At 47.1% G+C, this 26065-nt stretch carries 24 protein-coding genes; 5 read left to right on the forward strand and 19 right to left on the reverse strand.

Going from position 1 to position 26065, the window contains the following annotated elements; all coding sequences use genetic code 11:
• From AQR02_RS23320 to AQR02_RS35640, 7 genes are all read right to left on the reverse strand, one after another.
• Nucleotides 1–842: beta-ketoacyl synthase N-terminal-like domain-containing protein (locus AQR02_RS23320; RefSeq protein ID WP_148449200.1), on the reverse strand; the 842-nt coding region annotated here is incomplete at its 3' end.
• A 19-nt stretch (nt 843–861) separates the two neighbouring features.
• Nucleotides 862–4272: a non-ribosomal peptide synthetase gene (locus AQR02_RS23325; protein ID WP_082452041.1), complete on the reverse strand. Its 3411-nt coding sequence runs from the start codon at nt 4270–4272 to the stop codon at nt 862–864.
• Entirely contained in the window at nt 4256–6316 is a 2061-nt protein-coding gene (locus AQR02_RS23330) for an AMP-binding protein (RefSeq protein WP_054942808.1), read from the reverse strand. Before AQR02_RS23330 ends, AQR02_RS23325 begins: the two co-directional genes overlap by 17 nt.
• A gap of 19 nt (nt 6317–6335) precedes the next feature.
• The gene (locus AQR02_RS23335) at nt 6336–8096 is read right to left on the reverse strand and encodes a DHA2 family efflux MFS transporter permease subunit (protein WP_082452043.1); all 1761 of its coding nucleotides are present in this window, start codon (nt 8094–8096) and stop codon (nt 6336–6338) included.
• A complete protein-coding gene (locus AQR02_RS31560; RefSeq protein ID WP_082452044.1) occupies nt 8050–8199 on the reverse strand; it encodes a cyclic lactone autoinducer peptide in 150 nt (49 codons plus the stop codon). The genes AQR02_RS23335 and AQR02_RS31560 overlap by 47 nt, the downstream gene beginning before the upstream one ends.
• A 38-nt stretch (nt 8200–8237) precedes the next feature.
• Nucleotides 8238–9404: an SDR family oxidoreductase gene (locus AQR02_RS23340; RefSeq protein ID WP_054942810.1), complete on the reverse strand. Its 1167-nt coding sequence runs from the start codon at nt 9402–9404 to the stop codon at nt 8238–8240.
• Nucleotides 9405–9604: 200 nt separating this feature from the next.
• Entirely contained in the window at nt 9605–10174 is a 570-nt protein-coding gene (locus AQR02_RS35640) for an accessory gene regulator B family protein (RefSeq protein WP_054942811.1), read from the reverse strand.
• Between the two features lie 189 nt (nt 10175–10363).
• Between AQR02_RS35640 and AQR02_RS23350 the strand changes: the two genes are divergently transcribed.
• From AQR02_RS23350 to hisC, 3 genes are all read left to right on the forward strand, one after another.
• Entirely contained in the window at nt 10364–11107 is a 744-nt protein-coding gene (locus tag AQR02_RS23350) for a LytR/AlgR family response regulator transcription factor (protein WP_054942812.1), read from the forward strand.
• Nucleotides 11104–12375, forward strand: coding sequence for a sensor histidine kinase (locus tag AQR02_RS23355; RefSeq protein ID WP_054942813.1), 1272 nt, complete (start codon nt 11104–11106; stop codon nt 12373–12375). The genes AQR02_RS23350 and AQR02_RS23355 overlap by 4 nt, the downstream gene beginning before the upstream one ends.
• A gap of 63 nt (nt 12376–12438) precedes the next feature.
• Entirely contained in the window at nt 12439–13512 is a 1074-nt protein-coding gene (gene hisC / locus AQR02_RS23360; RefSeq protein ID WP_054942814.1) for a histidinol-phosphate transaminase, read from the forward strand.
• Between the two features lie 171 nt (nt 13513–13683).
• Here hisC and AQR02_RS34775 read toward each other — a convergent pair whose 3' ends face one another.
• The 4 genes from AQR02_RS34775 to AQR02_RS34790 form a co-directional block, all read right to left on the reverse strand.
• Complete coding sequence (locus AQR02_RS34775) at nt 13684–14139, reverse strand: transposase (protein WP_342447498.1); 456 nt, start codon at nt 14137–14139, stop codon at nt 13684–13686.
• Complete coding sequence (locus AQR02_RS34780) at nt 14046–14396, reverse strand: transposase (RefSeq protein WP_245237695.1); 351 nt, start codon at nt 14394–14396, stop codon at nt 14046–14048. The genes AQR02_RS34775 and AQR02_RS34780 overlap by 94 nt, the downstream gene beginning before the upstream one ends.
• Nucleotides 14363–14704, reverse strand: a complete 342-nt coding sequence (locus tag AQR02_RS34785; protein WP_245237696.1) for a hypothetical protein — start codon at nt 14702–14704, stop codon at nt 14363–14365. Before AQR02_RS34785 ends, AQR02_RS34780 begins: the two co-directional genes overlap by 34 nt.
• A 92-nt stretch (nt 14705–14796) precedes the next feature.
• Nucleotides 14797–15183 carry a transposase gene (locus AQR02_RS34790; RefSeq protein ID WP_245237697.1) on the reverse strand — a complete coding sequence of 129 codons (387 nt, stop codon included), beginning with the start codon at nt 15181–15183 and terminating at the stop codon, nt 14797–14799.
• A 321-nt stretch (nt 15184–15504) separates the two neighbouring features.
• Between AQR02_RS34790 and AQR02_RS35645 the strand changes: the two genes are divergently transcribed.
• Entirely contained in the window at nt 15505–15759 is a 255-nt protein-coding gene (locus tag AQR02_RS35645) for a DUF1720 domain-containing protein (protein ID WP_159067831.1), read from the forward strand.
• A gap of 56 nt (nt 15760–15815) precedes the next feature.
• On the opposite strand, the gene AQR02_RS23370 is transcribed toward AQR02_RS35645, so the two are convergent.
• The 8 genes from AQR02_RS23370 to AQR02_RS23405 form a co-directional block, all read right to left on the reverse strand.
• Nucleotides 15816–16562: an ABC transporter permease gene (locus tag AQR02_RS23370; protein WP_245237698.1), complete on the reverse strand. Its 747-nt coding sequence runs from the start codon at nt 16560–16562 to the stop codon at nt 15816–15818.
• Nucleotides 16562–17338: an ABC transporter ATP-binding protein gene (locus AQR02_RS23375; protein ID WP_054942816.1), complete on the reverse strand. Its 777-nt coding sequence runs from the start codon at nt 17336–17338 to the stop codon at nt 16562–16564. Before AQR02_RS23375 ends, AQR02_RS23370 begins: the two co-directional genes overlap by 1 nt.
• Nucleotides 17319–18332: an ABC transporter substrate-binding protein gene (locus AQR02_RS23380; protein WP_054942817.1), complete on the reverse strand. Its 1014-nt coding sequence runs from the start codon at nt 18330–18332 to the stop codon at nt 17319–17321. Before AQR02_RS23380 ends, AQR02_RS23375 begins: the two co-directional genes overlap by 20 nt.
• Before the next feature lie 219 nt (nt 18333–18551).
• Nucleotides 18552–19655 carry a Ger(x)C family spore germination protein gene (locus AQR02_RS23385; RefSeq protein ID WP_054942818.1) on the reverse strand — a complete coding sequence of 368 codons (1104 nt, stop codon included), beginning with the start codon at nt 19653–19655 and terminating at the stop codon, nt 18552–18554.
• Nucleotides 19648–20736, reverse strand: a complete 1089-nt coding sequence (locus AQR02_RS23390) for a GerAB/ArcD/ProY family transporter (protein ID WP_054942819.1) — start codon at nt 20734–20736, stop codon at nt 19648–19650. The genes AQR02_RS23385 and AQR02_RS23390 overlap by 8 nt, the downstream gene beginning before the upstream one ends.
• Nucleotides 20737–20747: 11 nt before the next feature.
• On the reverse strand, nt 20748–22169 hold the full coding sequence (locus AQR02_RS23395) for a spore germination protein (protein WP_054942820.1): 1422 nt from the start codon (nt 22167–22169) through the stop codon (nt 20748–20750).
• A gap of 114 nt (nt 22170–22283) precedes the next feature.
• Nucleotides 22284–23999: a cellulase family glycosylhydrolase gene (locus AQR02_RS23400; protein WP_054942821.1), complete on the reverse strand. Its 1716-nt coding sequence runs from the start codon at nt 23997–23999 to the stop codon at nt 22284–22286.
• 578 nt (nt 24000–24577) lie between these two features.
• Nucleotides 24578–24943 carry a winged helix-turn-helix transcriptional regulator gene (locus AQR02_RS23405; protein WP_054942822.1) on the reverse strand — a complete coding sequence of 122 codons (366 nt, stop codon included), beginning with the start codon at nt 24941–24943 and terminating at the stop codon, nt 24578–24580.
• Nucleotides 24944–25147: 204 nt separating this feature from the next.
• Between AQR02_RS23405 and AQR02_RS23410 the strand changes: the two genes are divergently transcribed.
• Entirely contained in the window at nt 25148–25678 is a 531-nt protein-coding gene (locus tag AQR02_RS23410) for an NAD(P)H-dependent oxidoreductase (RefSeq protein WP_054942992.1), read from the forward strand.
• Nucleotides 25679–26065: the final 387 nt, after the last annotated feature.

Consider the following 26065-nt stretch of genomic DNA (forward strand, 5'->3'; position numbering starts at 1 on the left):
AATCCGACTTTATGCAATCCGTCGTTTCTTACCGCGCTGGATTTGATTACGGCATAGATAGAGTCCCCCTCCCGAACCGCATCCTCATAGCGCTTCAGAATCACAACCCCGACTCCGTTTCCCGTTACCGTGCCGTTCGCATTTTCGTCAAATGCTCGGCATACCCCATCGGGTGACAAAATTCCGCCTTCGCTGAACTCGTACCCGACCCGTTGAGCCGATCTGACCGTAACGCCGCCAGCCGCCGCCATAGTACATTCTCCATTCAGTAAGCTTTGAATTGCCATATGCACAGCAACCAAAGAACTTGAGCACGCAGTCTGAACGGTCATGCTGGGGCCCGTTAAGCCCAGCTTGTATGATACCCTAGTGGAGAGAAAGTCCTTTTCGTTCCCAATCAGCAATGGGTGAATGCCCAGCGTATCCATCAGATCGCGATTCGGCAGCAGGTTGCGGTACAAGTATGTATTGGTGCTGGAACTTCCGAACATCCCGATGATACCCGGATAAACCCCCGGGATATTCCCGGAGTCCTCAAGAGCACTCCAGACAGCTTCCAGGAATATAAGATGCTGCGGGTCTGAAATGTCGGCCTCGGATGCGGACATGTCAAAAAAGTTGCTGTCGAATCCCTCTATCTCCTCCAGAACTCCACCAGCATTTACATAGTTGCTCTTAGTAAAAGCCACTTCCCCCTCCCGGGCCATTTCCTCGGTGGAAAAGAACTGTATGCTTTCTCTGCCTTGCATCAGGTTGTCCCAAAATTCATCCAAATTTCCCGCATCAGGTACCCGGCAGGACATTCCGATAATCGCAACATCGTAGCTCGTATCTTTATCCATAGTTAGTTACTCTCCCCCTCTACGGCTTTACTCTCCGATTCATTGCATGTTTTCTTAACTGCTGCTTGTCAATTCTGTCGGCAGTCACAGACGACGTCTTGTCATCCTTGTGCTTTGACTGTATGCTCTCGATATGCTGGGCCTGCTCCGCCACGGTAGAATATTGGAAGAGGTCCGCTATGCTGATATCCGCACATAATTGATCCTTTATACGATTGTGCAATTCCACCATAAGAATAGAATTCCCGCCCATATCAAAAAACGGATGATCTATTCCCACTTTGTCCATTGACAAAACTTCTCCCCACAAGCAGGCAAGCTTCCGTTGCAACTCGGTCTCAGGGGCGGAAAAGCTGCTCGACTCCAAGATACCGCAGACAACTGGTGGAAGGGCAGAGCGATCTATTTTGCCATTTGCATTCAGTGGAATCTGCTCAACGGCTAGAAAAGCGGATGGGATCATATAATCTGGCAATTTCCCCTTCAGAAACTTCCGCAGCGTCCCGGAATCAAATAGCTCTTGATAATGCAACACCACATAAGCCACAATTCTCTTGTCTTCATCGCGGCTGCCTTCTACCAGAACTACAGCATCCTTGATACCGGTAAAATCGAGGATTTTAGACCGGATCTCCCCCAGTTCAATCCGAAAGCCTCTAATTTTGACCTGTGAGTCCCGTCTTCCCAAATATTCAATATCTCCGTTCGGAAGATATCTTCCCATATCGCCTGAACGATACAGGCGATTGCCAGGAATTCCACCTATAAAATCATCAAGAAATTTCTCTGCGGTCAGTTCAGGACGATTGAAGTATCCCTTTGATACCCCGGCTCCTCCGACATAGATTTCACCGTACACACCAGGCGAAACCAAATTCTGATATTCATCAAGCAGATAGATCTGCAAATCGGGAATCGGTTCTCCGATAAAACTTCCGGTGGCGAACTCGGTATCGGCCATAGTGATGGGTCTGTAGGTAACATGGACTGTCGTTTCGGTAATTCCGTACATGTTGACCAATGTTGGTTCTTTGTCCCCATGACGCTCAAACCAAGGCCTCAGACTCTTGAGATCAAGCGCCTCTCCTCCAAAAATGACAACCCTCAACGCCAATGGATATTCTTGATGCAGGCTCAGGTCCACATTCATAAGTTGCTTGAATGCAGACGGGGTCTGATTCAACACCGTAACGCCTTCCGAGCTCAGCAGTCTGTAAAAAGCATGGGGTTCTCTGGTGACGTAGTAAGGAACGATAACAAGCTTTCCACCGTACAATAATGCCCCGAAAATTTCCCAAACCGAGAAGTCAAAGCTGAATGAATGAAAGAGTGTCCACGTATCCCGTTCGTCAAAGTTGTACCACGGTTTTGTTGAAGTAAACAGGCGGACGGCATTCCGGTGGCTGACCATAACGCCCTTTGGCTTTCCGGTCGAGCCGGACGTATAAATAATATAAGCAGTGTTTTCGGCGGTTACATCCTGGTTAGACTCTAGTATCTCCGCCGATTCCGGCACACGCCAATCTCCATCTACATACAAGATGTCCGTCTCGCCACCTTGGATCTTGGCAGCCAAATCCCGTTCGGTGATTATAACAGCAGGTTGAATATCCTGTATGATCTCGGCAATCCGTTCCGGAGGGGCTTGATGATGAATGGGAACATAAGTCCCACCTGCTTTAAGAACAGCCAGAATGGCCACGATCATATCGAGCGAGGGCTGCACAATCAAGGGCACCTTCACTTCGGGTCCGACACCCTTCGCATTTAAACAAGTAGCCAGAATGGAAGATTTCAGATGTAACTCGCTGTAAGTAATCTCCTCCTGCCCGCAAACTACGGCTGTTCTTGTAGGAAATCGCGCCGCCATCTTACCGACCTGACTGTGCAACGTTTCTTCTTCTGTAAACTTCGCGGCAGGAGAGTTCCAGACGTTCAGAATTCTCTCCCGTTCTTCCTTAGTAATTATGGGATAGGCGCCTATCTCCAGATCCGGCTTATCCAGCACCTCCGAGATGAGCTGAACATAATGAAGAGCCATGCGCTGGATAGTCTCTTCCTTGAACAATGCAGACTGGTAGTGAAACTGCCCTGACAACGAACCTTCGACTTCCTCCAGATACAGGGAAAGCTCATACTGGGAAGCATGTACCGACACCGGAACGGGCTGCAGGATTAAACATCCTAATTGAATAAGCGGTCTCTCTTCCGTGAAAAGAAAACGACCCGACCGGTTCGCGGATGTCGGCTTCTCGAACGTCAAAGAAACCTGGAAGACTGGCGTCCGGTTGCCGTTGCGTTGACCCTGAAGCTCCCGAACAATATTAAAGAAGGGGATATCTCCGTGGATCAAGCCCTCCATAGAAACTTGCTTCACATAAGCAACCAATTCCGGAAAAGAGAGGCTACTGTCAGCATCAATTCGGAGCGGAAGCATATTGACTAAGTACCCTATCGTATCTTTGAACCTGGCACTGCTTCTGCCGGTTGTCGGAGATCCGATGATTATATCCCTTTGCCCCGAATATTTCTGGAGAAGCATGTAATAGAAAGCAAGCATAATTACATAAACTGTAGCTCCATGGGCACCCGCTAGCCTTCTGATTCCATCTACCATCTTTGGATTCAGCTCGAAGGAACAAGAATGGCCTCTGTAATCTGCATACTCTCCTCTTGGATAGTCCGTTGGAAGATCCATGCAAGGCAGTAAACCGTTCAAAGTTTCTTTCCAGTAATCCAAGGAACGGCGGCCTTCCTTAGATGTCAGCAATCCCCCTTGCCACTTTGCAAACTCACTGTATAAAACCCCGGATGGGCCTGGAGAAGCCGTTCCGTGCTCAACCAGACTTGTGTAGATTAGCCCAAGCTCATTCAACAAAATACCCTGGCTCCAATAATCCATAGCAATATGGTGTATGGATATCAGGAGTATGCCCTGTCCCCCCGCCCTTTCAAAAAAATCAACTCTCATTACTTTGCCGTTCTCCAAATCAAAGGGATGCCTGGAACACTCGTGAACCAGAGGCTCAATCATTTCTTCCTCCAGATCGGATACCTCATGCACCGTCCAGAATTCTTCTCCAGTCATCACCTGCTGGACAACTTTAAAGAGGCCACCGCCATTCTCCCGATACCCGGTGCGCAAGATAGGGTGCTTGTCCCGCAAAATGCGGAAAGATTCCCGCAAAAGGTCAACCCTGATCTGATTATCAATCCGTGCACAAAAGTTCAAGTGGTACGCACAAGAGTCAGGAGCGAGTCGATATTGAAGAAACAATCCTTCCTGCCCTTTGGAGGCAGGAAAAGAGTCTCCGGTTAGACCAAGTTTATGTCTCAATATAGCTTCAGCAAGCTGGAGTTTCTGTGTCCTTTCGAGGGTCTGTTCCATTTTTTCCTCCTTAATTTGCCTTAGGTTACCGCTGTAGGGCATCTAATATCAGATCAAGCTCTTCCTCCGAATAACTGTTCAGACGGTTGTATACCGTCTCAATGTCCATGCTGTCCCAATTCAGTTCTTCCATCGTCGGGCTTGCCTCCATAGCAGTGGAAGCCCTGCTCTCCTCGATGATTCTGCCGGCAATGGACTCTATAGTATTTCCCTCCAGATAATAGGTGATCGGAAGCTGAACCCCATATTTCTCTTCAACCAGGTGGTGTAGCTCAATGGCCGTAATCGAATCGGTACCGAGCAGATGGATCGGCAACCCGATATCGATCGATTCACTTTCACCGGGAAGTAACCTTTTGAAAGCGGCAATCAAATCGGCAAGCACAGCCTCCCTGAGCTCATTCAAGGTGAGCTCCTTCGTCCAATCTGATGTAAATGCTGTGCGGGATTTACCTGTCCCCGTCTTGTCGGTCAGATGCTCATATACGTATACAAGGCTTAGTTTTTTTTCAAGATAGAGAGCTTTGCATTTACTTCTTTGGAGCTTGCCCGTACGGGTAAGCGGAAGCGATTGGGGAGGTACATAGAGCAGCTCCGCAATCCGAATTCCGTTGCGTACTTGAATATCCGCGATTGTCAGATCAGCCAGCCGGGAAAGTTCCTCCTTGTCGTGAAGTGCGGTTTCCACCACCACAATCAAGCGTTCTCCCTCGTTATCTTCAACCGAAAAAGCCGCACACTGCCCTATCGTCGTTGCCTGTCGGCGTACACCCGCCTCAATATCATCCGGGTAGAAATTCTGCCCTTTGATAATTATTATTTCCTTGAGTCTTCCGGTCAGAAAGAGATTGCCGTCGATCTTACAGGCCAAGTCCCCTGTCCTGAAGAATGGTCCCTCTCCCCCGGGCAAATTCATGCTGAAATCCTTCTTTGTTTGATCAGGATCATTCCAATATCTATCAGCAAGTCCGGAGCCCTTTACCCATATCTCGCCGATCTCGCCCGAGCCACACTCCCGCCCGCTGTTGCTGTCAACAATAACGGCCTGATACCCCGCAACTACCTGACCACAATTATAAATACCTGGAAGTGATTCAAGCATCTTCGGCGGTTCATTCAATGTGCTGATTGAGATAATGCCCGCCTCGGTCATTCCGTATCCTATGATCAGGCTATTCGCCGCAAAGCCATGCCTGGCAAAAGTGCGGGTAAAGCTGTCCACCGTGGAGGGAAGAATCCGCTCCGAGCCGCTGAGAGAAACTCGTAGATGACTCAAATCCAACCCTTCCGCCTGCTCCTGAGTATATGCGCCAGCCGCCAGCTTGTAGACAAAATCAGGACCAAGAAAAATGGTCGCTCTGCGCCGGGATAGCTCTGTTACCCAGTCAAGAGGGGATTGCAAAACTCGGAGCATGGGCAGAAAAATAACCTGAAGACCAAAAGTTAATGAAATGAAGACATTCAGCATCCCCATAATATGCTGCAACGGGCTGACACACACTGAACTGTCCGTATCCTGCAGTCGGAGACGGTCCTGAACTGACATCACATGACTGCTGAAGCTTTGATGCGTATGAACAACTCCCTTGGGCCTGCCTGTAGAACCGGATGTATACAAAATGAATGCTTCAGAGGCCGGGGATAGATCGACTGGTATGTATTCAGCCCCTTCCGGCAGCCCGTCAGTCGTATATATGCTATAACCTGGCAAGCGCGCCTGCAGCATGGGCTGCATCTCGGATGTGGTCAACAAAAGGTTTGTCAGGCAATCCGCGGAGAAAGCCTTGAGTTCCTCCACAAACGACGCGCTCTTGGTTAAATACATGGGAACCGCTATAACTCCTCCGAAGATACAGCCAAGGAATGCAACCGTAAATTCAATGTTCGAGTTGAATAGGAGAAGTACCCTACTCTTCGGCTGGCATCCCTTCGTGCGAAGAAGCGCGGCAATACCCTCGGCCCGGGTAATCAATTCGGAATAAGTAATTGCACGTTCCCCTGTTTCGTCCATTGGAACTTCTTTCAATATTTCTTTATCCGGCCATCTTGACGCTGACTGCCTAATGATCTCAAAGATACTGTTCACTGGCTTCTCCACCTTTTTATCACATTTCTTTATTGTCCATCGCTATTTCGGTACCCTGCTCCTGCCTTCGTCCCGTTCCTATGAAAAAGGAAAATAAGATGCCCAGCAACAGACCGACACTGCCGTATTTGAATGTATCACTGAACGAAGAGACCAATCCGGAATATAACTCAGGCTGAATCCGTTCAGGCCACAGTTTCTTCACTTCGTCTTGCTGAGACTGAAGAGCAGCTTTGGTCATCTCCAATTTGTCCGGAGCTACACCAGCCAGCACTTTGGCCCCTCTCTGCTGCATCAAGCCGATAACGCTCTCCATCTGGGGAACTTCACTACTGCTGGATACCTCGATGTCATTCACAGCATTAATCAATTCCTCTTGAGCGGCGGTGCTGAAGACTTTATCCGAACGGATAATGCCGATTATATCGGACTTTGCAGCCGTAATTTCACTGCCTATGGCCGCGTTCAAAATAGTGACAATGATAGCTACACCAAGCACTGCCCCAATAGAGCGTGTCATATTCATAATACCTGACGTAATACCAACCTTATCTTTAGGGACATTGCCGATGGCCGAATTCATCGTGGGTGCCAGCGCAAACCCCATACCCGCGCCAGCGATAGCCAGTCTGTATATTACATCAAGCCGATCCGATCCTGCAGTCAGGTCATTCATAAGAAACATTGACAGCGCGATGCAGCCCATTCCGGCAATGATAAGCCACCGTTCCCCCACCCTTTTGAGAAGCAGACTGGTAATTACCGAGAAGATGGCCGAGGACAACGGCATAACAGATAGAGTCACACCAGCCTCAAGCTCGCTGAGCCCCATCAACCGAGTCATGAAAAAAGAAATAAGCAGCGATATTGTCATGATGCCCGCGCCCAAAATAAGCAGAGTTAAGGATGCGGCATTGAAGGTGACATTCCTGAGGAGTGACAGGGGAATCATTGGCTTCTTTGTTGTAAGCTCCACCCAGACAAATAATGCCATAAAGATCAAGAAGGCTAAAAACAAGCACAGGATAAGCGGAGAGGTCCACCCTTCGTCGTTGGCCTGAATGAGCGCATAGGTGACAGAGAACAGCGAGACGGACAGTGTAAGCATCCCCGGAATGTCGAGTTGTTTGCCTGCTGTGGGATCATAGGATTCTTTGATGCAAAAGATCACTAAGAACAGAGCGACGATGCCGATCGGAACGTTGATCAAAAATATCGACTGCCAGTTGAACTGATCCGCTAAAAATCCTCCAAGCGTCGGCCCGCTTGCCGCCGCCAGCCCCGACACTACGGACCAAATGCCGAGCACCTTGCCCTGCTTGTCTTCCGGAGCCAAGTCAAGTGCGAGGGGAATGGATACCGGCAGAATAATTCCGCCGAATAATCCTTGAAGCACGCGAAATAAGATAAGCATCTCAGAGGATGGTGAGATAGCGCACAGAAATGACATCAGTGTAAAGAATAAAATACCGATCCCGAATATCTTCTTCCGGCCAAACTGGTCGGCCAATCTTGAAGCTGTAATGATAAAAACAGCAAACGCCAAATTATAGCCGTTGATTACCCAAGTGATGTTTTTCAGCGTGGTATTGTAGTAGCTCATCATCTCGGGAAGGGTGATGTTAATGATCGTTGTATCCAGTAATGCCATGAAAAACCCAAAATAACTGCCACAAATGCCAATTTGTTTTTTGTCCCGCTTATCATCTTCCAATCTCCACCCCCAGATTTTGTTATTTGTAATATTTTTCCTTGATCTCATCCGGCATTTCAGGCTCATGGGCAATCCACCAACATAACGTATTCACTCTCAGCACCACAAAGGCAACGGCCAATAAACTGATTACTTTCCAAGGAATTCTTTTCATTTGAGCTACATTCATGATCAGGTTCTCCCTCCCTAAAATTGGATATTTGTATTCTAGTAGACCATTTCTTCATCAAAATGATTGCAGATCGAAAAATTAGCCAATGAATGCAAGTCAATTTTTGGCATAACCGCGCTGCCCATAATACTGCCTATAAGTTGGGTGTCATATTCATTGCTACACTGATTTAAGTAAGGAGTATACACCTTGTTTATGGACCTGTAATAAAGCTTCTCACTCTTGTTCAGGTTAGTAGGCGCCTCGTCAATGAATTCATAGCGATTAAAATGTAAAGCATCTAGCAATGAGGCATGCAAATAGCGGTTATTAATAGATTCTGGATAAACAATATTGACATAAGGGATATCCTGTTGAAAGAATGCCAGTACCGATTTGGCTACAAAATCCACAGGCACTATGTTGACCTTTGAGTTGCGGGAAATGTGAATTCTTACACTTTCCGTACTACCCTGGTTTTGTAAATTCCAAAAGAACTTAGTCCAGCCGTAAAACACATCAAACTTGGAGATGTAATAAAGCGGTGCATCAATAAGTCTTCCGCAGACCACACTTGGCCTCAAAATTTGATACTTGATGTTTTTTTCGGTGCAATAGCTCTGAATGAATTTTTCGGTCAGATTTTTGCATTTCTCGTAATGATTCCTGAAACTATTGTCTTGATAAAAGGTGAAATTATCACCGATTACCCCATCTACAATGCCACAGGAGAATGCAGTACTCATAAACACCAATTTACTGTCAAACAGTTCTATGGCATGAATCAGATTTATTGTTCCCAGCCAATTAGTATGATGGACTTCTTGTTCAGCCGCAGCAGTATTAAAAAGATTAACAGACCCTGCGTTATGTATAACGTACAACTGCTCCTCTCTAGGGATTAGCGAACATAACTGCAGCCCAAGATCAGAATCTTCTAAATTTCCATCAATGGCGGTGATATTGTCCGCTAATTCCTGGTATTCATACTTTTTGAGATAATCGGGAAGATACTCATGGTTCAATAAATGCTCCACTCTTGCGGCTGCTGAGAGCCCCTTCTTTCCCCGTAATAGAATGTATATTTTATTTCTCCATGAAGTTTCCATAGCCACATTCAGAAACTCGTATAGCACGTGCCTCCCGATAAATCCTGTGACGCCGGTAATGAGAATATTGCCTTGAAGTTCAGAGGGCTTCATGGAATCTCCAGTAGAAGTCATATATACCCCTCCTTGTCCTGTGCCAAAAAATCATGCCCATGAATAAGGAAAACAGGGATTCCTGCAAAAGCCTTGGCAATTTTTCCAGTCAATATCTTTTCCATGATAAAACCTCCCATGATTTATATCTGCCGCTGCAAAGCGATAAAGCAGACGCAAAAGAACGTTATAAATTTCACAATCATACCCAATACAATCTTTTAATTTGGGCAGTATTCTGGATTAGGCTCTCGCTTCCAAACATTAGATAGTTGCGAAACAGTTAAGCCCAACAAACTTGCTAACAAGATTGGATTAGTATTTTGCAAGAAAATTAAAAAGCCATACGCCAATAACAGAAGGCAATTTATTAGTGTACCTATTTTTTGTGCGTTCTCCTGCCCCGACCTTGTACCTAAAGATACCAGTGAACAGACTAACAGCAGTAGCGCGGCTCCCCAAATTATCCTATATAGAATAAATTGATGTTGAAAAAAATGGATTGCAATCATACAGAATACAAAGGTACCCACAGATATGAAGTAGCATTGTAAAAATGTCCCGGCATGTCTACCTCCCCTCAAACTTCTTATTAGGAAGACCGTCCCTACCCAGGCTAGCGCTTCTAAAAAGCGTCCCATAAAAATGGAGAAAATTATCATCGTACAGAAAATAAGTAAGGTTTCGATCATGGCCTGTAACCCGTATTGGATTATTGATAGCTCCTTCTGCATGATAACTTTATGATGAACCATTCTCTTGCTCATCATATTAACTAACATCTCTATCATTTTTTTCCATCTCCCCCTAAACAATATATGATAATTATTCTGTCAAAGGAACGCCTTATATGCGAACCGCATGAAATTCTATGCGAATTGCATTTTTGGATTAATAATTTTAAGAACTGTCCTTGTGTTGATCTATAGACGGAATTCGCTATACTTAAAATATATGGAATAAATGGGAGGGAAGAGCTGATGTTATATGGTGGGATATGTGATGACGAAAGCGAAGTTTACGAAGAATTAAGTCGATTTTTCACACTTTTTGAAAGAAACATTAATTGTAAAATCTCCTTGACTTATTTTTCTTCAGGAGAAGAACTGCTAGAACACTATCAAAGCAAAAAGCCTCCTCATTTCCATTTTCTCTTTCTTGACATAGAAATGTCAGGTATAGATGGCCTGGAAACTGCAAAGCAAATACGTTCCTTCCCCAATAAAGAAGTCGCAATCTTATTTTTAAGCAGTCACCCGGAATATATCTTGGAAAGTTTTGAAGTATTTACATTCCAGTATTTACTAAAACCATTGACGTACAGTACCTTTGAATCAAAAATGATACGGCTTTATGACCATCTCAACTCTACCCTAACGTATTCAATAATATTGAAAGAGGAGCAAGGCGAGCATATTATCCCATTGTCTGAGGTTATATCCATTTTGAAAATAAAGCATTCTTTGGCACAAAATAAGTTGAAAATCATTACAACCCATGGAGAATTTTCCGTTACCGGAACTATATCATCCTATTCCAAAAAATTAGGAGCACCTTTCCTGCTGATTTACAGATCTGTCATTGTCAATATGGATTATATCCGAAGATTTACTGTTCGTTCCGTTGTACTTAGCAACCATCAGGAATTACCTATAAGCAGAGCTCACATTAAGCAAATTAAAGATTCCTATGCTCATTATATGGCAGGAAAATTTATTCTATGAAAATAACCTTACTGTTCTTTCTAGGAATGACTCTCATACAGCTCGTTCTACTGAATCGCTATTTTTTTGCTTTGCTCGGTTCTTCTCAACAAAATAAACTGCACACTACTTTTCATTATCTGCTGAGCGGAATTATCATTTATTTATCCTCAATCTCCTTTTTTCCTGTTGTCGTAACAGGTTCATTATCAATGAGCAGTGCATTTATCATCTCTTGGTGCTACCCTGCCCGGGTAGAATCAAAACTGATTTATTCAATTGTATACGTCATTTTGGGTTTCATAGCGGAAACACTGTCCTATGGACTCATTTCGCAATTTCATCTGACCTCTGATGCTATAGACTTAAGCAAAGAACAAACACGCTTACCCATTTTATTGCTATCATCACTTATTTTTTTCTTGTTCATTGTATTCATCAAGTTATTTAAAAGACAACGGGACCACAAGCTTAACACCTGGTACTACCTTATACTGGCGGTCATCAATATAGTTAGTCTTTTTATCTTACATACGCTTTTCTTCTATGCACAAGAAAATAACATGTATATTTATTCAGCCATTGCTGTCCTACTAATCAATGTTACTATCATCTATTTATTTGATGAATTAATCGAAAGCTTCCAGATGAAAGATGAGCTGCAAAGATTACATAAACAAACTGATTATCAAAATACCAGCTATCAGAAAATTTCAAACTCCTTTCAAATGACTAAACGAATTATCCATGATACGAATAAGCACTTTATTTATATTCGCGCCTGCATTCAAGCAGGGGAAAGGGAAAAGGCACTTGGTCATATCAGCAAAACTCTACAGGCGATGAAGAATTCTTATTTCGCGATAGCTACAGGTAACTTAGTCATTGATTCTTTACTAAATAATGCAATAAATATTTCTAATGAGAAAAATATACAAATAACACATCATATATGTATAGAGAATCTGGACATGATAGATCCTTTTGACCTGTGCATAGTAATCGGTAATATTTTAGACAATGCAGTCGAAGCGGCTCAGCTTCTTCCTACCCCTGCGGAACGATTCATATTAATTCGAATCTTCACGCAGTATCAAATGCTAACCATTTATACCGAAAATTCATATACCCCTTGCAACAAGAGGAGAATAAAGAAAAATAATGAGCTACACGGAGTAGGCCTGCTCAATATCCGGCAGATCACTGAAAGATATGGAGGTCATCTTACCGTAACGGCCAGAGAAACATTTAAAACTATTGTTGTCCTTCCTATAAATCGAGGAGCCTAATTTCATATAATCTGACGAATTATAGTTAATAAATCTAGTATCTGTTTAGGAGGTTATGATGAGATGAGCAGATTTTGGAGCTCTACCGCTGCAGGCCTGACTCCCTATATTCCCGGCGAACAGCCTTCTGAGGGGAGAATGATTAAATTAAACACTAACGAGAATCCGTATCCGCCCCCTCCGGCGGTGCTGGAAGCGATCCGCAGCGCTGCGGGCGACAGCCTGCGGCTGTATCCGGACCCTAACGCAAGCGGGTTGACTGCCGTTATTGCCGCGTACTTCGGCTTAGCCCCGGGCGGGGTATTTGTCGGCAACGGATCGGATGAAATCCTGGCGTTTGCGTTCCAGGCTTTTTTTGACCACGATCAGCCTGTGCTGTTCCCTGATGTTACTTACAGCTTCTATAGTGTATACGCCAACTTGTACAACCTTCCCTACACTGGTGTCCCGCTGGACAGGCAGTTCCGGATTCTTCCGTCAGCTTATCAAATACCGAACAGCGGGATCATCCTGCCCAATCCGAATGCACCGACAGCCATTCACCTGCCGCTGGAGCAAATCCGCGAGCTGCTGGAGCACAATAATGACCGTGTGCTGATTGTGGACGAAGCGTACATTGATTTCGGAGGTGAGTCAGCCGTCCCGCTAATTGCAGAATATCCTAACCTGCTGGTCATTCATACCTTGTCCAAATCCCGTTCCCTGGCCGGACTAAGGGTGGGTTATGCCCTTGGGCAGCCGGAGCTGATTGAGGGGCTTAACCGGGTGAAGAACTCGTTCAACTCCTATACGCTCGACCGTCTGGCTCTTGCAGGTGCAGAAGCAAGCTTCGCGGAAGAGGCTTACTTCCGCGAGAATATCGCCAGAATTGTGCGAACCAGAGAAGTTGCCGCAGCAGCCCTTAGGGAAGCTGGCTTCAACGTAACGGATTCCCAAGCCAACTTCCTCTTTGTCTCCCATCCTGCCGTCCCCGCACCGGTAATCTTCCGGAAGCTGCGGGAGCAGGGCATTCTGGTGCGCTATTTTGACAAGCCGAGGATTGATAATTATCTACGGATCACTGTGGGGACCGATGCAGAAATGGCGGCGCTGCTGAAGGCAATGAAGCAAATATTGCCGGAAGCGGACAGCCTGTAAAAAGCATTATTTGCGGGTACGGGAGCATCACCAATAGTATAAGCCTCGCCGCTGAGTCAGACTATAGGGTCAAACTAAACGGGGCTGTCCCAAAAGTAGTTTTTCTACGAACGGAGACAGATCACATTCATTCTCAAAAATGTAAAAGTCAACAGAACAGCGCTCCTCTGGTTATTGGAGGAGCGCTGTTCTGTGTTTTTGGTCCATGGCTGCTCGCTTTAGTAGATTGTGGGCGAGCGAAAGCCACCCGACTTCAAGCATCACTTTTTCCATGCCGCGAAGCAGAAATCGCCGGAAGCCCCGGTTGTTTTTCAGTTGGCCAAATACACTTTCCGGCTCAGTCATTTGACGTACCGCCAGGGCATAACCTTCTTCACTTCGAAGGAGTTCCCGGGCCTGACTTTGGTATCGTAGCCTTTCCAGGCTTACCGCAACTTCCCGGTTCCCTGCCGCCTTCGTACACCGATCTTTCAGCGGACACCCTTCGCAGCTCTTGCTTCGGTAATGACGCTTGCGAATCTCATATCCACTTTCTAGTGTTTCCTTGCTTTCTCTGTGGAAATGCAGCGTTTGCGCGGCTGGGCACGTCCAGTTATCCTCGGCTGCGTTGTACGTCCAATTCTCGATTTTACTAACATTTTCTTTCCAAGCTTTGCTTTTTCTTTATGGTAACTGCCGTATTTAACGACGGCTGTGATCTCTTCTTTTTCCAGATAAGCGTAGTTTTCTTCACTTCCATAGCTTGCATCTGCAATGATTGTCTGTGGAAGTTTCCCCAAGATCCGCCGTGCTATTTCCAGATGAGGCTCTAAACAGCGGGTATCCGTGGGCTTTTGGTAGGCACTGTAGGCTAAAATGAACTGATTTTCCGTGCCAATTTGCACATTGTATCCGGATCGGTTTTGCTGAAGCTGGTTCGGTCACCAAGCAGCTTTTGATACTGCTCGTATTTCAACAGCCTTGGCAACAGATCCTTCCGAAGCTTCCTAACGGCTTTTTTCAGCGGTTTATCTTTGGGCTTCTGCAGTAGTCTCTCTTCGAGCTCCCGAGTCGCACGCTCGAGTCTCTCACCACTCCTTTCGGAGGACTCGCCGAGTTCAGTCAGGTCTCTGCCTTGGTGTTCCTGTTCTTCTTGTTTCTCGGTAGCTTCGATGGTAGCAAACAGGTCATGCACCTTCTCCTGCAATTTCACTTTATGTTTGCTGACCGCCTTGCCCCAAACAAAAGTGTAGCGGTTAGCATTCGCCTCGATTTTGGTACCGTCGACAAAGTAGTGGTCGAGCGTTACATACTTTTCATCTGCAAGAAATTGAAGAACGGCGGTAAATACGGTTTCGAGGACGTCTTCATCCGCTCAGAACGGAAACGGTTGAGGGTGCGGAAGTCCGGACGCTGCCGTCCGGACAGCCACATGAAAGGAATGTTCTCCCGTACCGCTTTGGCGATTTGGCGAGAGGAATAAATTCGCTGGGTGTAAGCGTAGATGATGACTTTGGTGAGCATTTTAGGGTGGTAGCTGTCGCGGCCGCCCCCGGGATAAGCAGCGTCAAAGATGGAATCGTCCAGCCGATTGATGGCGGCGTTAACGACACGAACGAGATGATTTTGTGGGATGTCTTCTTCTAAATCCATTGGCAAGCAAAGTTGGTCCATGGTATATTGAATGTACAAAAGAAACCTCTCCTTTGAAATGGTTGGTCGCACTTCCATTTTACCAAAAGAGAGGTTTTTTTGTGTTTTTTAAGATTGCAGACCATTTTCCGCTTAAACAGCGGAGAGGACGGACTGATTGTGGAAAAGCGAACGCGGTCGCCTTGGTCTCCGGATTTTCACCGCAAAGGGGAATAGAAAAAATCTGGAGAGCACAGCGATTGTAACAACGGTCCGTTCACGCAGCGTCCATTCAAGTGCACACGTTGATCTTACTCAAAAAAAGGAGGCGTCCCAGAAGCCATTACATGGCCTTTTGGGACAGCCCCAACAGCTGACTCTTTGAGTCCTGCGCCAAATTCAACGGGATTTTTACCGCTCATTTCACACTTTTACCGGCTTGCGCCGAATTCAACGGGATTTTTACCGCTCATTTCACACTTTTACCCGATAACGCCTAATTCAACGGGACTTTTACCGCTCATTTCATACTTTTGCCCGATAACTCCGAATTCAACGGGACTTTTACCGCTCATTTCACACTTTTGCCCGGCTCGCACTAAATTCAACAGGCCCCCCACCCTGCACGTCTGCTAAACAAAAAGATAACTCATCACTGAGCCGCCTCCATAATACATTTACAATACTCTCCCTCACCGCCGCCACTTCATAAACTTGTAGTCCAGCAGATCCACCAGCAGGAACAATACAAAGCCCACTAAGCTAAACAGCATGATGCCTGCGTACATTTCCGGGTAATCCAGCCGCAGCCAGGCATCCATGATGAAGTAACCCATGCCATGCTCGGTGCCGTAGATCTCGGTGAAGAACAACACAGATATCGCCGTACCAAGTGAAATCCGGATTGTGCTGAGAATGACCGACAGTGCACCGGGCAGCGTCACATTCCAGAATTTCTGGACCGTGCCGGCACCGATACTGGTCAGTACATCATAGGTGTTCTCGGGGATTGCCTTGACCCCGTCACGTACAGAAATAATGATCTGGAACAGCAGAATGAGCATGATCATCAGCACCTTGGAGGTTTCCCCAAGCCCGAAGAACAGCATGACCACCGGCAGCAAGGCTATCTTCGGAATCGGATAGGTCAGATAAACGACCGGATCGAGCAATTTGTTCCACAGCGGTGAGCGCCCCATCAGCAGTCCAATCAGGAGACCGATGACCAGCGCCAGCAGAACGCCTTCAAAAATCCGCAGCAGGCTATAGCCGACGTTGAGCAGAACTTCCCGGCCTTCCAGCTGGAACATCGCCTTGTAGACCGAACCCGGACTGGGCAGAATCGGATGATTCATCAGCAGGTAGACGAGATACCAGACCAGATTCATACCAAAAAAGACAAACAACAACCGCAGCATGCGGGTAATCCGCTTGTTCATCACCATTTCTCCTGCATTACCTTTCTGATCCGTTTCGTCTGCTCAAAGAACTCATTACTTCCCCGTTTCTCCTCATGCTTCATGCCGAACACTGCGGTATTATCCAGAACCTCCACCGAATCCGCCTTGCCTGCAGGCAGGATGATAATCCGCTGGCCCAGCAGAATAGCCTCGTCCACATCATGCGTGACGAACAGCGCCGTTGCCGGATGGGCAAGCCAATTATCGAGAAAAATCTGCTGCAGCGCTACACGCGTCACGGCGTCCAGGGCCGAAAACGGCTCATCCAGCAGCATAATCTTCGGCAAAATGGCAAAGGCCCGGGCGATCGCTACCCGCTGCTGCTGGCCTCCGCTCAGTGAGAGCGGATAACGGTCCGCCAGATCGGCTATTCCCATGGAGCTAAGCCAGTGCGTAATCCGCGCTTCCCGCTCCGCTCTGTCCCCGCCGGCAGACCCGGTAATTTTCATCGCGATTTGGATATTGCCATGAACGGTCTTCCAGGGCAATAATCCGTAGTTCTGCGGAACAAGCCCGACCAGGATATCCTTGTCATGAACGGGTTTGCCGTTAAACAGCAGCTCTCCTGTATAATCCGGCAGCAGGCCGGCAATCGCCCGCAGAAGCGTCGATTTCCCGCTGCCGGAAGGCCCGATAATCGTATAGATCCCGTGCTCCGGCAGGGTCAGATTGACCTGACCCAGTGCCACCTGGCCGCTCTTGTACTCAACCTGGAGCTCTTTAATGCAAAGTCCGCTATTTCTTGAACTGGACATCGGAGATCACATCTTCAGCCGATATATTTTTGGTCAGCAGTCCTGTCTCCCGTGCCCAGGCAAAAGCTGCTTCCACTTCCTTCACATCCACCTGGTTCGCCGGCTGGTATTCCGGTACCTTAATCTCGTCCTTCAATGTTTCGGGGTAGCCTACTTCTTTAATAATCAGATCAATATATTCCGCCTGGTCATGAGAATTCATATACTCTACCGCATCATTATAAGCTGCATACATATCGCGAATTGCCTGCGGTTTGGCATCAATTACGCTTTGCGGGAAGGCGAGCACAAACGGATTGACGCCAGCGGAATGTGTAGAGCTAAGCACGCGAAGGCCGGCGGATTCCCCCATGGTCACAAAAGGCTCCGGCAGCACAGCGGCATCGGCTTTCTTGTTCTTAAGCAGCTCCAGACGGGTCGGAATCTGCGGCACTTCACTCACGGTGATATCCGCTTCGTTTAAACCCGCCTGCTTCAGCATCATTGCTACTGTATATTGAGTGGACGTGTTCTTGGACAAAATAACCGTTTTACCCTTCAGATCCTTCACATCCTGAATCTCATCGTTACCGGTCAGAAGGTCAAATTCACCGGTTGTTGTACTTGTGATCTTCACGTCCAGACCGGCTTCATTATAGATCGAGATGGCCACCAGATCGGCGCTGATGCCGTCTACTTTGCCTGCCTGGAACGCCACGTCGCGGTCCTTGGCACTCTTGAAGGTCTGAATATCCAGATTGACGTTATGCTCCTTGTCTAAGCCTTGCTCATGGGCGATGATAAATGGAATGGCGTCGATCGAAGGCAGCAGGCCCAGTGTTACAACTGCCGCTTCCGCCGGAGCCTTAGTAGCAGCCGCTCCCCCTGTATTGGCAGGGCCTGTATTGCTGCCACCGCTTGCTGTATTGTTATTGCCGCAGCCTGCCGCAACCATGCCTACCGCAGCGACCAGCATAAACAGCATCATCAGGTGTTTCCAGTTCTTTCTTTTCATGAATCTTCATGCCTCCATATCTTCTCTAGTATATTTCGCTTGCGCATTTATTCACATAAGGGCATAGAGAATCCTTTATGCTCCCCCGGGAAGCGTAAGTAATGCAATTTTACACCCATTGCCCTATTTTGTATATTTATAAATTTAAATAATAACGGCTGCATAAAAAAAACGATAGTGTTCCAGCACCTCCACCGGTTCGCACTATCGTTATATTAGTCAACTGTATTTGCCATAGTCTTTGATGAGTACTTTGGTATGGCACTTTACTTCTATCTCAGGGTATACCTCTCTCCAGTTCAAGCTTGTCCATTCCTTGAAGTTCAGCCTGTTCCGCACATACATTCCGATTCCCAGGCTGTCTACGTTATGCTCCTGCATCTGCTCCACCATCTTATCAGCTTTGGCCGTGATATATTCGGATATCTTCTGTTCTAGTTCATGACGTGCTTTGCTCTCATTAATCTTCTCTTCACCGGTGTATTCGAGTACCGAGCCTTGGATGGAAGCATAAATGTCGACCTTAAAGCGCCCGCCCGCCAGTTGATGCACTTTGATCTTGCGTTTGTTTAACAAGGAGCTTAACATGATGACCACTGGCCTGCCATCCTTGTCCCCTAAGTTAATCGCAACTTCCCCCTGCCTGAGATCATCGCGGAACAGGGCAAAGATAATCCCATCCTTGGCCGGAATCCTCATCACATACCGGTCCTCCTGAAACATTGCAACACCCTCAATGACCACCTTGTCACCCCCGTCTTTCACAATCGGAGCTACAGGGTCAATGCCGTCATCGCTGAAATCCCGGGAGAACTCATAAAGGGTGGTTGCCGGGACACTATTGCCAAAAGATTCCTTATCCAGCAGATGGGTGATATAGCGACCGGTATCGTTATGCGACTTGAACGTCTTGGACAGCAGATCTCCTGCACCCCCCTCGACTACAGTTACTCTGACTCCCAGCGCAATGGAAGGATCCCGCAGGAGTGTATCGATATAATCACCTAAGCCCGCTTTTGCCAGCTTCATTCCGTATAGGGTCTCTCTTACCTGCCCGCTGACGACCTTCAGATCGGATTGCAGGGAAAACTGCAGCCGGGCTGATTTTAGGCTGTCGCTTACGGTCGTCATGAGTTCACGGCGGACCTTTGAGGTGGGATCTGTAACCGGAACGCAGTAGGTCACCTTAAGCTGTTTATTGTCCAGCAGATCAAAGCTCGCCGTTTGGACCATCCCCAGCTTTTCAAGTATCCGCTCATCACTTTTGCAGCCGGTTAACAGCAGCAGAAGCAGAAGCACAGGAATCAGCCGGAGCTTAAGCATGAGAAGTTCCTCCTTTCAGTTGAATAAGCAGGATCATAATCAGTAACAGGGGGAGAAAAAAAGCAATACCCGTCACAGCATAGCCCAAATTGGTGATCCAGACATTTACCTCATCCAGAGTCTTGGGAATAAAAGAGACGCAATAGGAGCTGCCTAGCATAATGAACAGAAGTACCGGTGTTTTCACCTTCGGCATGATTCTTTGCATACTCAACTGAGCCGCCCACCAATACATCACAACCGTGACCAGTACTAAAAACAGAAAAAAACCGTAGAGCAGGTTTTCCAGCCGTTCAATAAACGGCAACTGGATATAGGCCAGTAAGTCCAGCACGGGATACAGCAGCTTTTTTAACTGACCCGGGCCGAAGAAGCCGAAACAGATCAGCGATAGACAGATATAGACGAACGACAAAAAGGCATTTCCGGCATAGATAGCGGTCATAGACTTTTTACTCTTACTCTTATTCATATACGGGAATAGCAGAATGGATAGCTCATAGCCCAAATAAGCGGCATACACTTCCATCGCCCCCTTGACCTGGTCATGCCCGCCCTGAAGAATAAACGGAGTTAACCGCGCCCAGCGAAAAGAGGGGAAGAACCACAGCAGCAGCCCAAACATCCAGATGGTCATCCAAAAGAAGAGGGTTACGGCGTTGGACATCCTGTATATCCCTTTTATCAGCATCATAAAAGCCAGTACGTCAATAGCCAGCTTAAACAGCATCGGATTTGTCGTCGGGAAAGCCAGCATTTGAAAGAGCAGCACATACTTTTTACCGATCATACAGCCAAAAATAAGCCAAACAGCTGTTAACCCGAAATAAAATGGATACAGGATTACCTTTGTAACCGACTGTTCCATAATTTCAAAGATGGAGCGCCCCTTCCCCAGCCGAAAAACCAAGGTGATTAAATAAATATTGAATGACGACAGCAGCAGACACGGGATGACCACAAGCCAGCCGTTCGTTCCGAAATAATCCGCCAGACTGCGCGGCAGGGTAAAGATAACGATTCCCGACTGAGTCATGTACACAAGAATGGCTATATGAAAGGGACTAAGCTTTTCTGGCATACCTACCATTCCTACTTTCTGTTTTTTTGCTTCACCCGGTTAGAGGTTGCCACCTGTGAGGGCCGGGTTCTGAGCATTGAAAAAGGTGCCCGGATGAATACATCCTTCCAATCCCTTGACTTCATCGGTGCAACGGGCATGACATAGGATGTACCCAGACTGGTAAGGCCGGATAAATGAATCACAACGACTGCGATCCCCATCACCAGCCCCATATTGCCCCAGAACCCGGTCAGAATAATAATCCCGAAACGGATCAGCCGGATTGAAGCGCTCATCATATAGCTGGGAATGACAAAGGACGCGATGGCGGAGGAAGCCACGGCAATAATCAGCACATTACTGGTCAGACCGGCCTGTACCGCCGCCTGTCCGATTACAATACCGCCTACGATCCCGATGGTCTGGCCGATCTTGGTAGGCAGACGGGCTCCAGCCTCACGCAGCAGCTCAATCATAATCTCCATCAGCAGCGCCTCATAGACCGGAGGGAAAGGGACTCTGTTGCGTGATTCGGCCAGCGTTCTCAGCAGGGCTTCTGGAATCATCTCGTAATGAAAAGTGGTCACGGAGACATACATCGCCGTAAAGGTTATGGTGATGAGCAATGCCATATATCTTAGCAGCCGCAAGGCTGTACCGAGTGCCCAACGCTGGTAGTAATCATCAGGAGAAGAGAAAAATTCAAAAAATGCAGCCGGTGCGCTGATCGCTGTCGGGCTGTTGTCAACAATGGCAACAATCCGTCCGGCAGCGAGCTTGGACGCGACAACATCCGGCCTTTCTGTAATGAGGAATTGGGGAAACACCGAATTCGGCATGTCCTCAATAAATTGGGTCAGCATCCCCCCGTCGTTAAGTGTATCCGTTTCAATGCTTTGGATCCGCCGCCCCATATCTTCAACAAGTACCGGATTGGCAATATCCTTGATATAGAGCAAATAAACAGCTGTTTTGGATATTTCACCGACAGCGTATTTTCTGATTTTGAGATGGGGACTTTTGAGTCTGCCGCGGATTAATGATATGTTCGTAAGCGCCGACTCGACAAAAGCATCATGAGGGCCTGCAATAATCGTTTCGGTCTCCGACTGCTGCACACTGCGCGCTTCCGGGCCATAGACATCCAATAAATAGACCATCCCCCGGTGAAAAATGGCAACATTGCCTTCCATGATACCGACAACTACCTGTTTGGGATCACTTTCGGTGGTAAATTGGGACTGCAGCAGCAGCTGGTCAACCTCATCCAGCCGGATTTTGGAAAAGGGCTCCTGAATCTCTTTGATGAATGAAGTCGTGTCCAACAAATGCGAAAAATACACAATATCGGTCTCAATTTCCGGATAGGACCGATGGTTCAAATCGGCGCATTGATCGAACTCTTCAAGAATATGTCCAAGCGAAAGCGGATTCTGCGCCATTGAACTCATTGAATACCCTCCCTGCCACTACTATTTCCGGGTAGTATTCCCAAAAAAACGCATGGATATTTATAGCAAAAAAACTCCATTACCCTGTAAGGGTAACGGAGGTTCTGTCCGGAGTTATTGGGCCGCACCGGTAACGGTTGTTCCGCTTTTGGTAATCTTGTAGCTTACAATCTCACCGCTCCAGAAATGGAATTTAAGAATGACTTCGCCATCGTTCACTTCTTTGAAGAAGTTTTCCTGCAGGCTGATCTCTCCCGCATCGTAGGAAGGACTAAACGTATAAGCAAATTCCTTGTAGGAGGTCCAGTTCTGCGGTCCTGCATTGCCGCCGGAGGCATATACGGCTTCCATGGTCGCCAAGAGATCACCGTTGAAATTTGTAGGGATTTTAAAGGAAGCCGTTGTTCCCTGGGTGCTGCTAAGGACCGGTGTACTGGAAACAATGAGATTAAAGGTCCAGTCGGCACCTTTATTGAATCCGGCCGTAAGAACTGCATTTACGCCCAGCTTGCCGGAGGAGATAAGGCTCTTCAGCTTGGCAGCTTTGAGTATCAGCTTATCTCCGTTCAGCGTATAGTCCGTCCCTTTCTTCAGCTTGCCGCCTGCCGTGCTGAGCGAGGTCAGCTTGTTGCCGTTCAGGTTCAGCGAAACTGTGACATCCTTAACCGCCTCACCCTTTTTCAAATAAATGAGATCGCTTTCAGCAGTTGCCGAACGTGTACTCCAGCTGTTCTTCATCATCGTAAATAGCTGGGGATCGGACCATTTAAAAGTCGTGCGGCCAAAATGCTGACCGTTATCCCATAACATAGAGGTAATCCGTTTTACTCTCAGATAGTTGGCCAGGAATTCAAAAAACTTCAGCTTTTCACCCTGCTCAATCGTTCCTGTATTCTTGTCGAAGCCGAGCAGGCCATATTCCCCTACGATTACAGGAATGCCTTTGGCGGTAAAGGTAGCATGCACCTTATCAAAGGTCTGGATAATGTCATTTTGCGTGTCGGCGTCAAATTTGGTGTATCCGGCAATATTAACGCTGAACGGCCAGAAGCCGTAATAATGTACCGTCGCAATCAGATTAGGGTCTTTCAGTCCGGTGATTGTCTGGTAGAGCACATCCATCCGTTCCTGGGTTGGAGAAGATTCGAGCGAAGGAAGCACCAGCGGACGTTCCGCATTCTTCCCGCCCGAGCTTCTCACGATACTGTGGAAGGACTTGTTAAGCTCTGTCAGCATTTGAGTCGCTTTGGCTTCGTCCGTAGTCCCCCCATCGGTGAACCGCGGCTCGTTGACGCTCTCGAACATCAGCTTATCCGGGTAGTTCTTAAACTTCGCCGCAATCTGGGTCCAGGCTGCATTGTAGCGGGCCAGCACCTCATCATGCTTCTTCTCCATCCCGCTGATCCACAGCCAGGAATCATGGTGAAGATTAATCATCACATACAGCTTTTCTTTCAGTGCCCAGTCCACTACCTGTTGAACTCTGGCGAGATAAGCAGCTTCAATGGTATAGTTCGGAGCCGCCCCAATATGAACATCCCAGGTCACCGGAATGCGGATGCTTTTGTATCCCTGGTCGGCGATTTTTTGGATCAGTTCCTGAGTGACCTTCGGATTGCCCCATGACGTTTCATCGGCCCCGGTAGCGTCGAGCGTATTGCCGAGGTTCCAGCCCGGCTGCATGGCATCAACATAGGATTGCATCGCGGATGTTGCAGGTTTTGCTTTGGCCGTCTGGTCTGCAGATGCAGCCGATACACCCGGCGTTATCAATGCGAGCAGCAGCAGCGTGGTGAACGCTAGCGATAGAAATGATTTCTTCTTAGGCATGAATACGATATTCCTCCCTTATGAATGAACGATCATTTTCTTCCAAACCCCCAAGCCTGGTACACCCGCCACCTCCATTCATATCATGTAACCGCTTACCTAAAAGAATATAACATCTTTCCCACTTGGCAAATAACCCAATAATTAGTGAAAAAATCCTATGAAAATTATTGATTCGGGTGGTAAAAGCGGACTTGGAGGGCTACCTTTGGGGATTGGCCGTGGCTATAGGGAATGTTTGGACTTCCGGCCGCTGCCCTTCTGCAGATTTCTTGATTTATACCGTTTCACGGTTGAAATCCGCAGACTGTTTATGCTTCCGAAGCTAGCTTTCCTACGGAAAGCTTTTAGGCGGACGCTTCCGCTCCTACGATTCCAAAATTCCCCTGCGCCACTTTTGCCTAAATGTAAATTTCAAGTTCAATCATATGGGGTGTGTAGGCAGAGTAGCGGGATTTTCTCCCGCTAATTTCTACCCTACATGCCTGAATTAACGTTTCTAGAGATTTTAGAGGGAGGTTTTCCACCTAAATCCTGCTTCCAGGCGAAAACGGACGGATTAGCTGGAGGATTTCCCGCTAGAATTTTTCTGAGGATTCATTCTCCAGCAACTCGACCTCTTCACCCTGCTGCTGTCTCCGTTTAATGTTAGCTCTGCCCCAGGAACACATTTGATGAATAATTTCGTTGGCAGTAATTCCATACTCGGTGATATAGTACTCCACTTTGGGAGGCATTTGAGAATATACATGTCTGCCGATGATGCCATCCTGTTCAAGCTCACGCAGCTGCTGGATCAGCACCTTTTGCGAAATTCCCGGAATACTGCGCTGTAATTCGCTTGTCCTTTTGGTGCCGGAAATTAAGTGACATACAATCAGCGCCTTCCACTTCCCCCCGATGATTTCAAGTGTTGCCTCTATGCCTAAGTTATATTGTTTCATGTTATTCGTACCACCTTATCAACGCTAGAATTCTATAGCTTATTTGCTTCTTTCAATAATCGCATAGATTCACTCTGCGTCCAATGCACACTTTGAGGTAACTAGGTTACTTCATTGTGTGTATTTACATTTTTTTGAACATGAAAAATAATGTAAGCAGATGGGTAACAAGCAAATCCGCTTATAAAGGAAAGGGGATAGATGATGAAAACTTTAGTGATCCTGGCACATCCGGATATAGAAGCTTCGAGAGTGAATAAAAGATGGAAACAGGAGCTACTTCAGCATCCGGACGAGATTACGATTCATGAGCTCTATAAGGAGTATCCGGACTGGAACATAGATGTAGTAAGAGAACAGAAGCTGCTGGAAGCCTACAGCCATGTCATCTTTCAGTTTCCGTTGTACTGGTATAGTTATCCGCCCTTACTAAAAAAGTGGCTGGATGATGTATTTACCCATGGCTGGGCCTACGGTTCAAACGGCAGGAAGCTCCAGGGTAAGAAGCTAGGATTAGCGATGTCGATCGGTGATAAGAAGGAGAATTATCTGCCCACGGGTTCTGTTTCCTTTACGGTAGATGAAGTTCTCGCCCCGTTCAAAGCTAGTACAATCCATGTCGGCGCAACTGCACTACCTCATTTTGCTGTCTTCGGAGCCTCATTTCAGGTGAGCGATAAAGAGATTGATCAGAGCGCGGCGGATTATATTCAATATATTATGCAGCATAGATAAGCAGCCACAGTCATTGTCCTACCAAGTGGGAAAAACTCCAACTATTCTATTCGTTTCTGCCTAAAATCGGGATATAGGTGGAATAGCTCCAACTAAATTCCGGAGAAACGATGCTTTGGGACTGTAGGGGGGATTTAAATGGAGAAAATCCAACTAGCATCTGCCCCCGTCCCGTCTTCAGGAAGTTAGTTGGAGGAAATCCCACTATCTGTACCAGCCCGTCAAAGCAAATGTTCTCCATGTAATCCCCTCTTTTTGAAGAGCTGCAGAGAGTAAAATACAGCTTATCCTACACCGTCCCCCGCTCAATAATCACATAGTCCAGCTTGCGGTGTACGGGCACGCTGCTGCCGGTGCTGATCTGCTCATGGATGATGCGGAAGGCAG

It is taken from the genome of Paenibacillus ihuae (genome assembly GCF_001368795.1).
In the GTDB taxonomy this organism is placed as follows: domain Bacteria; phylum Bacillota; class Bacilli; order Paenibacillales; family Paenibacillaceae; genus Paenibacillus_AQ; species Paenibacillus_AQ ihuae.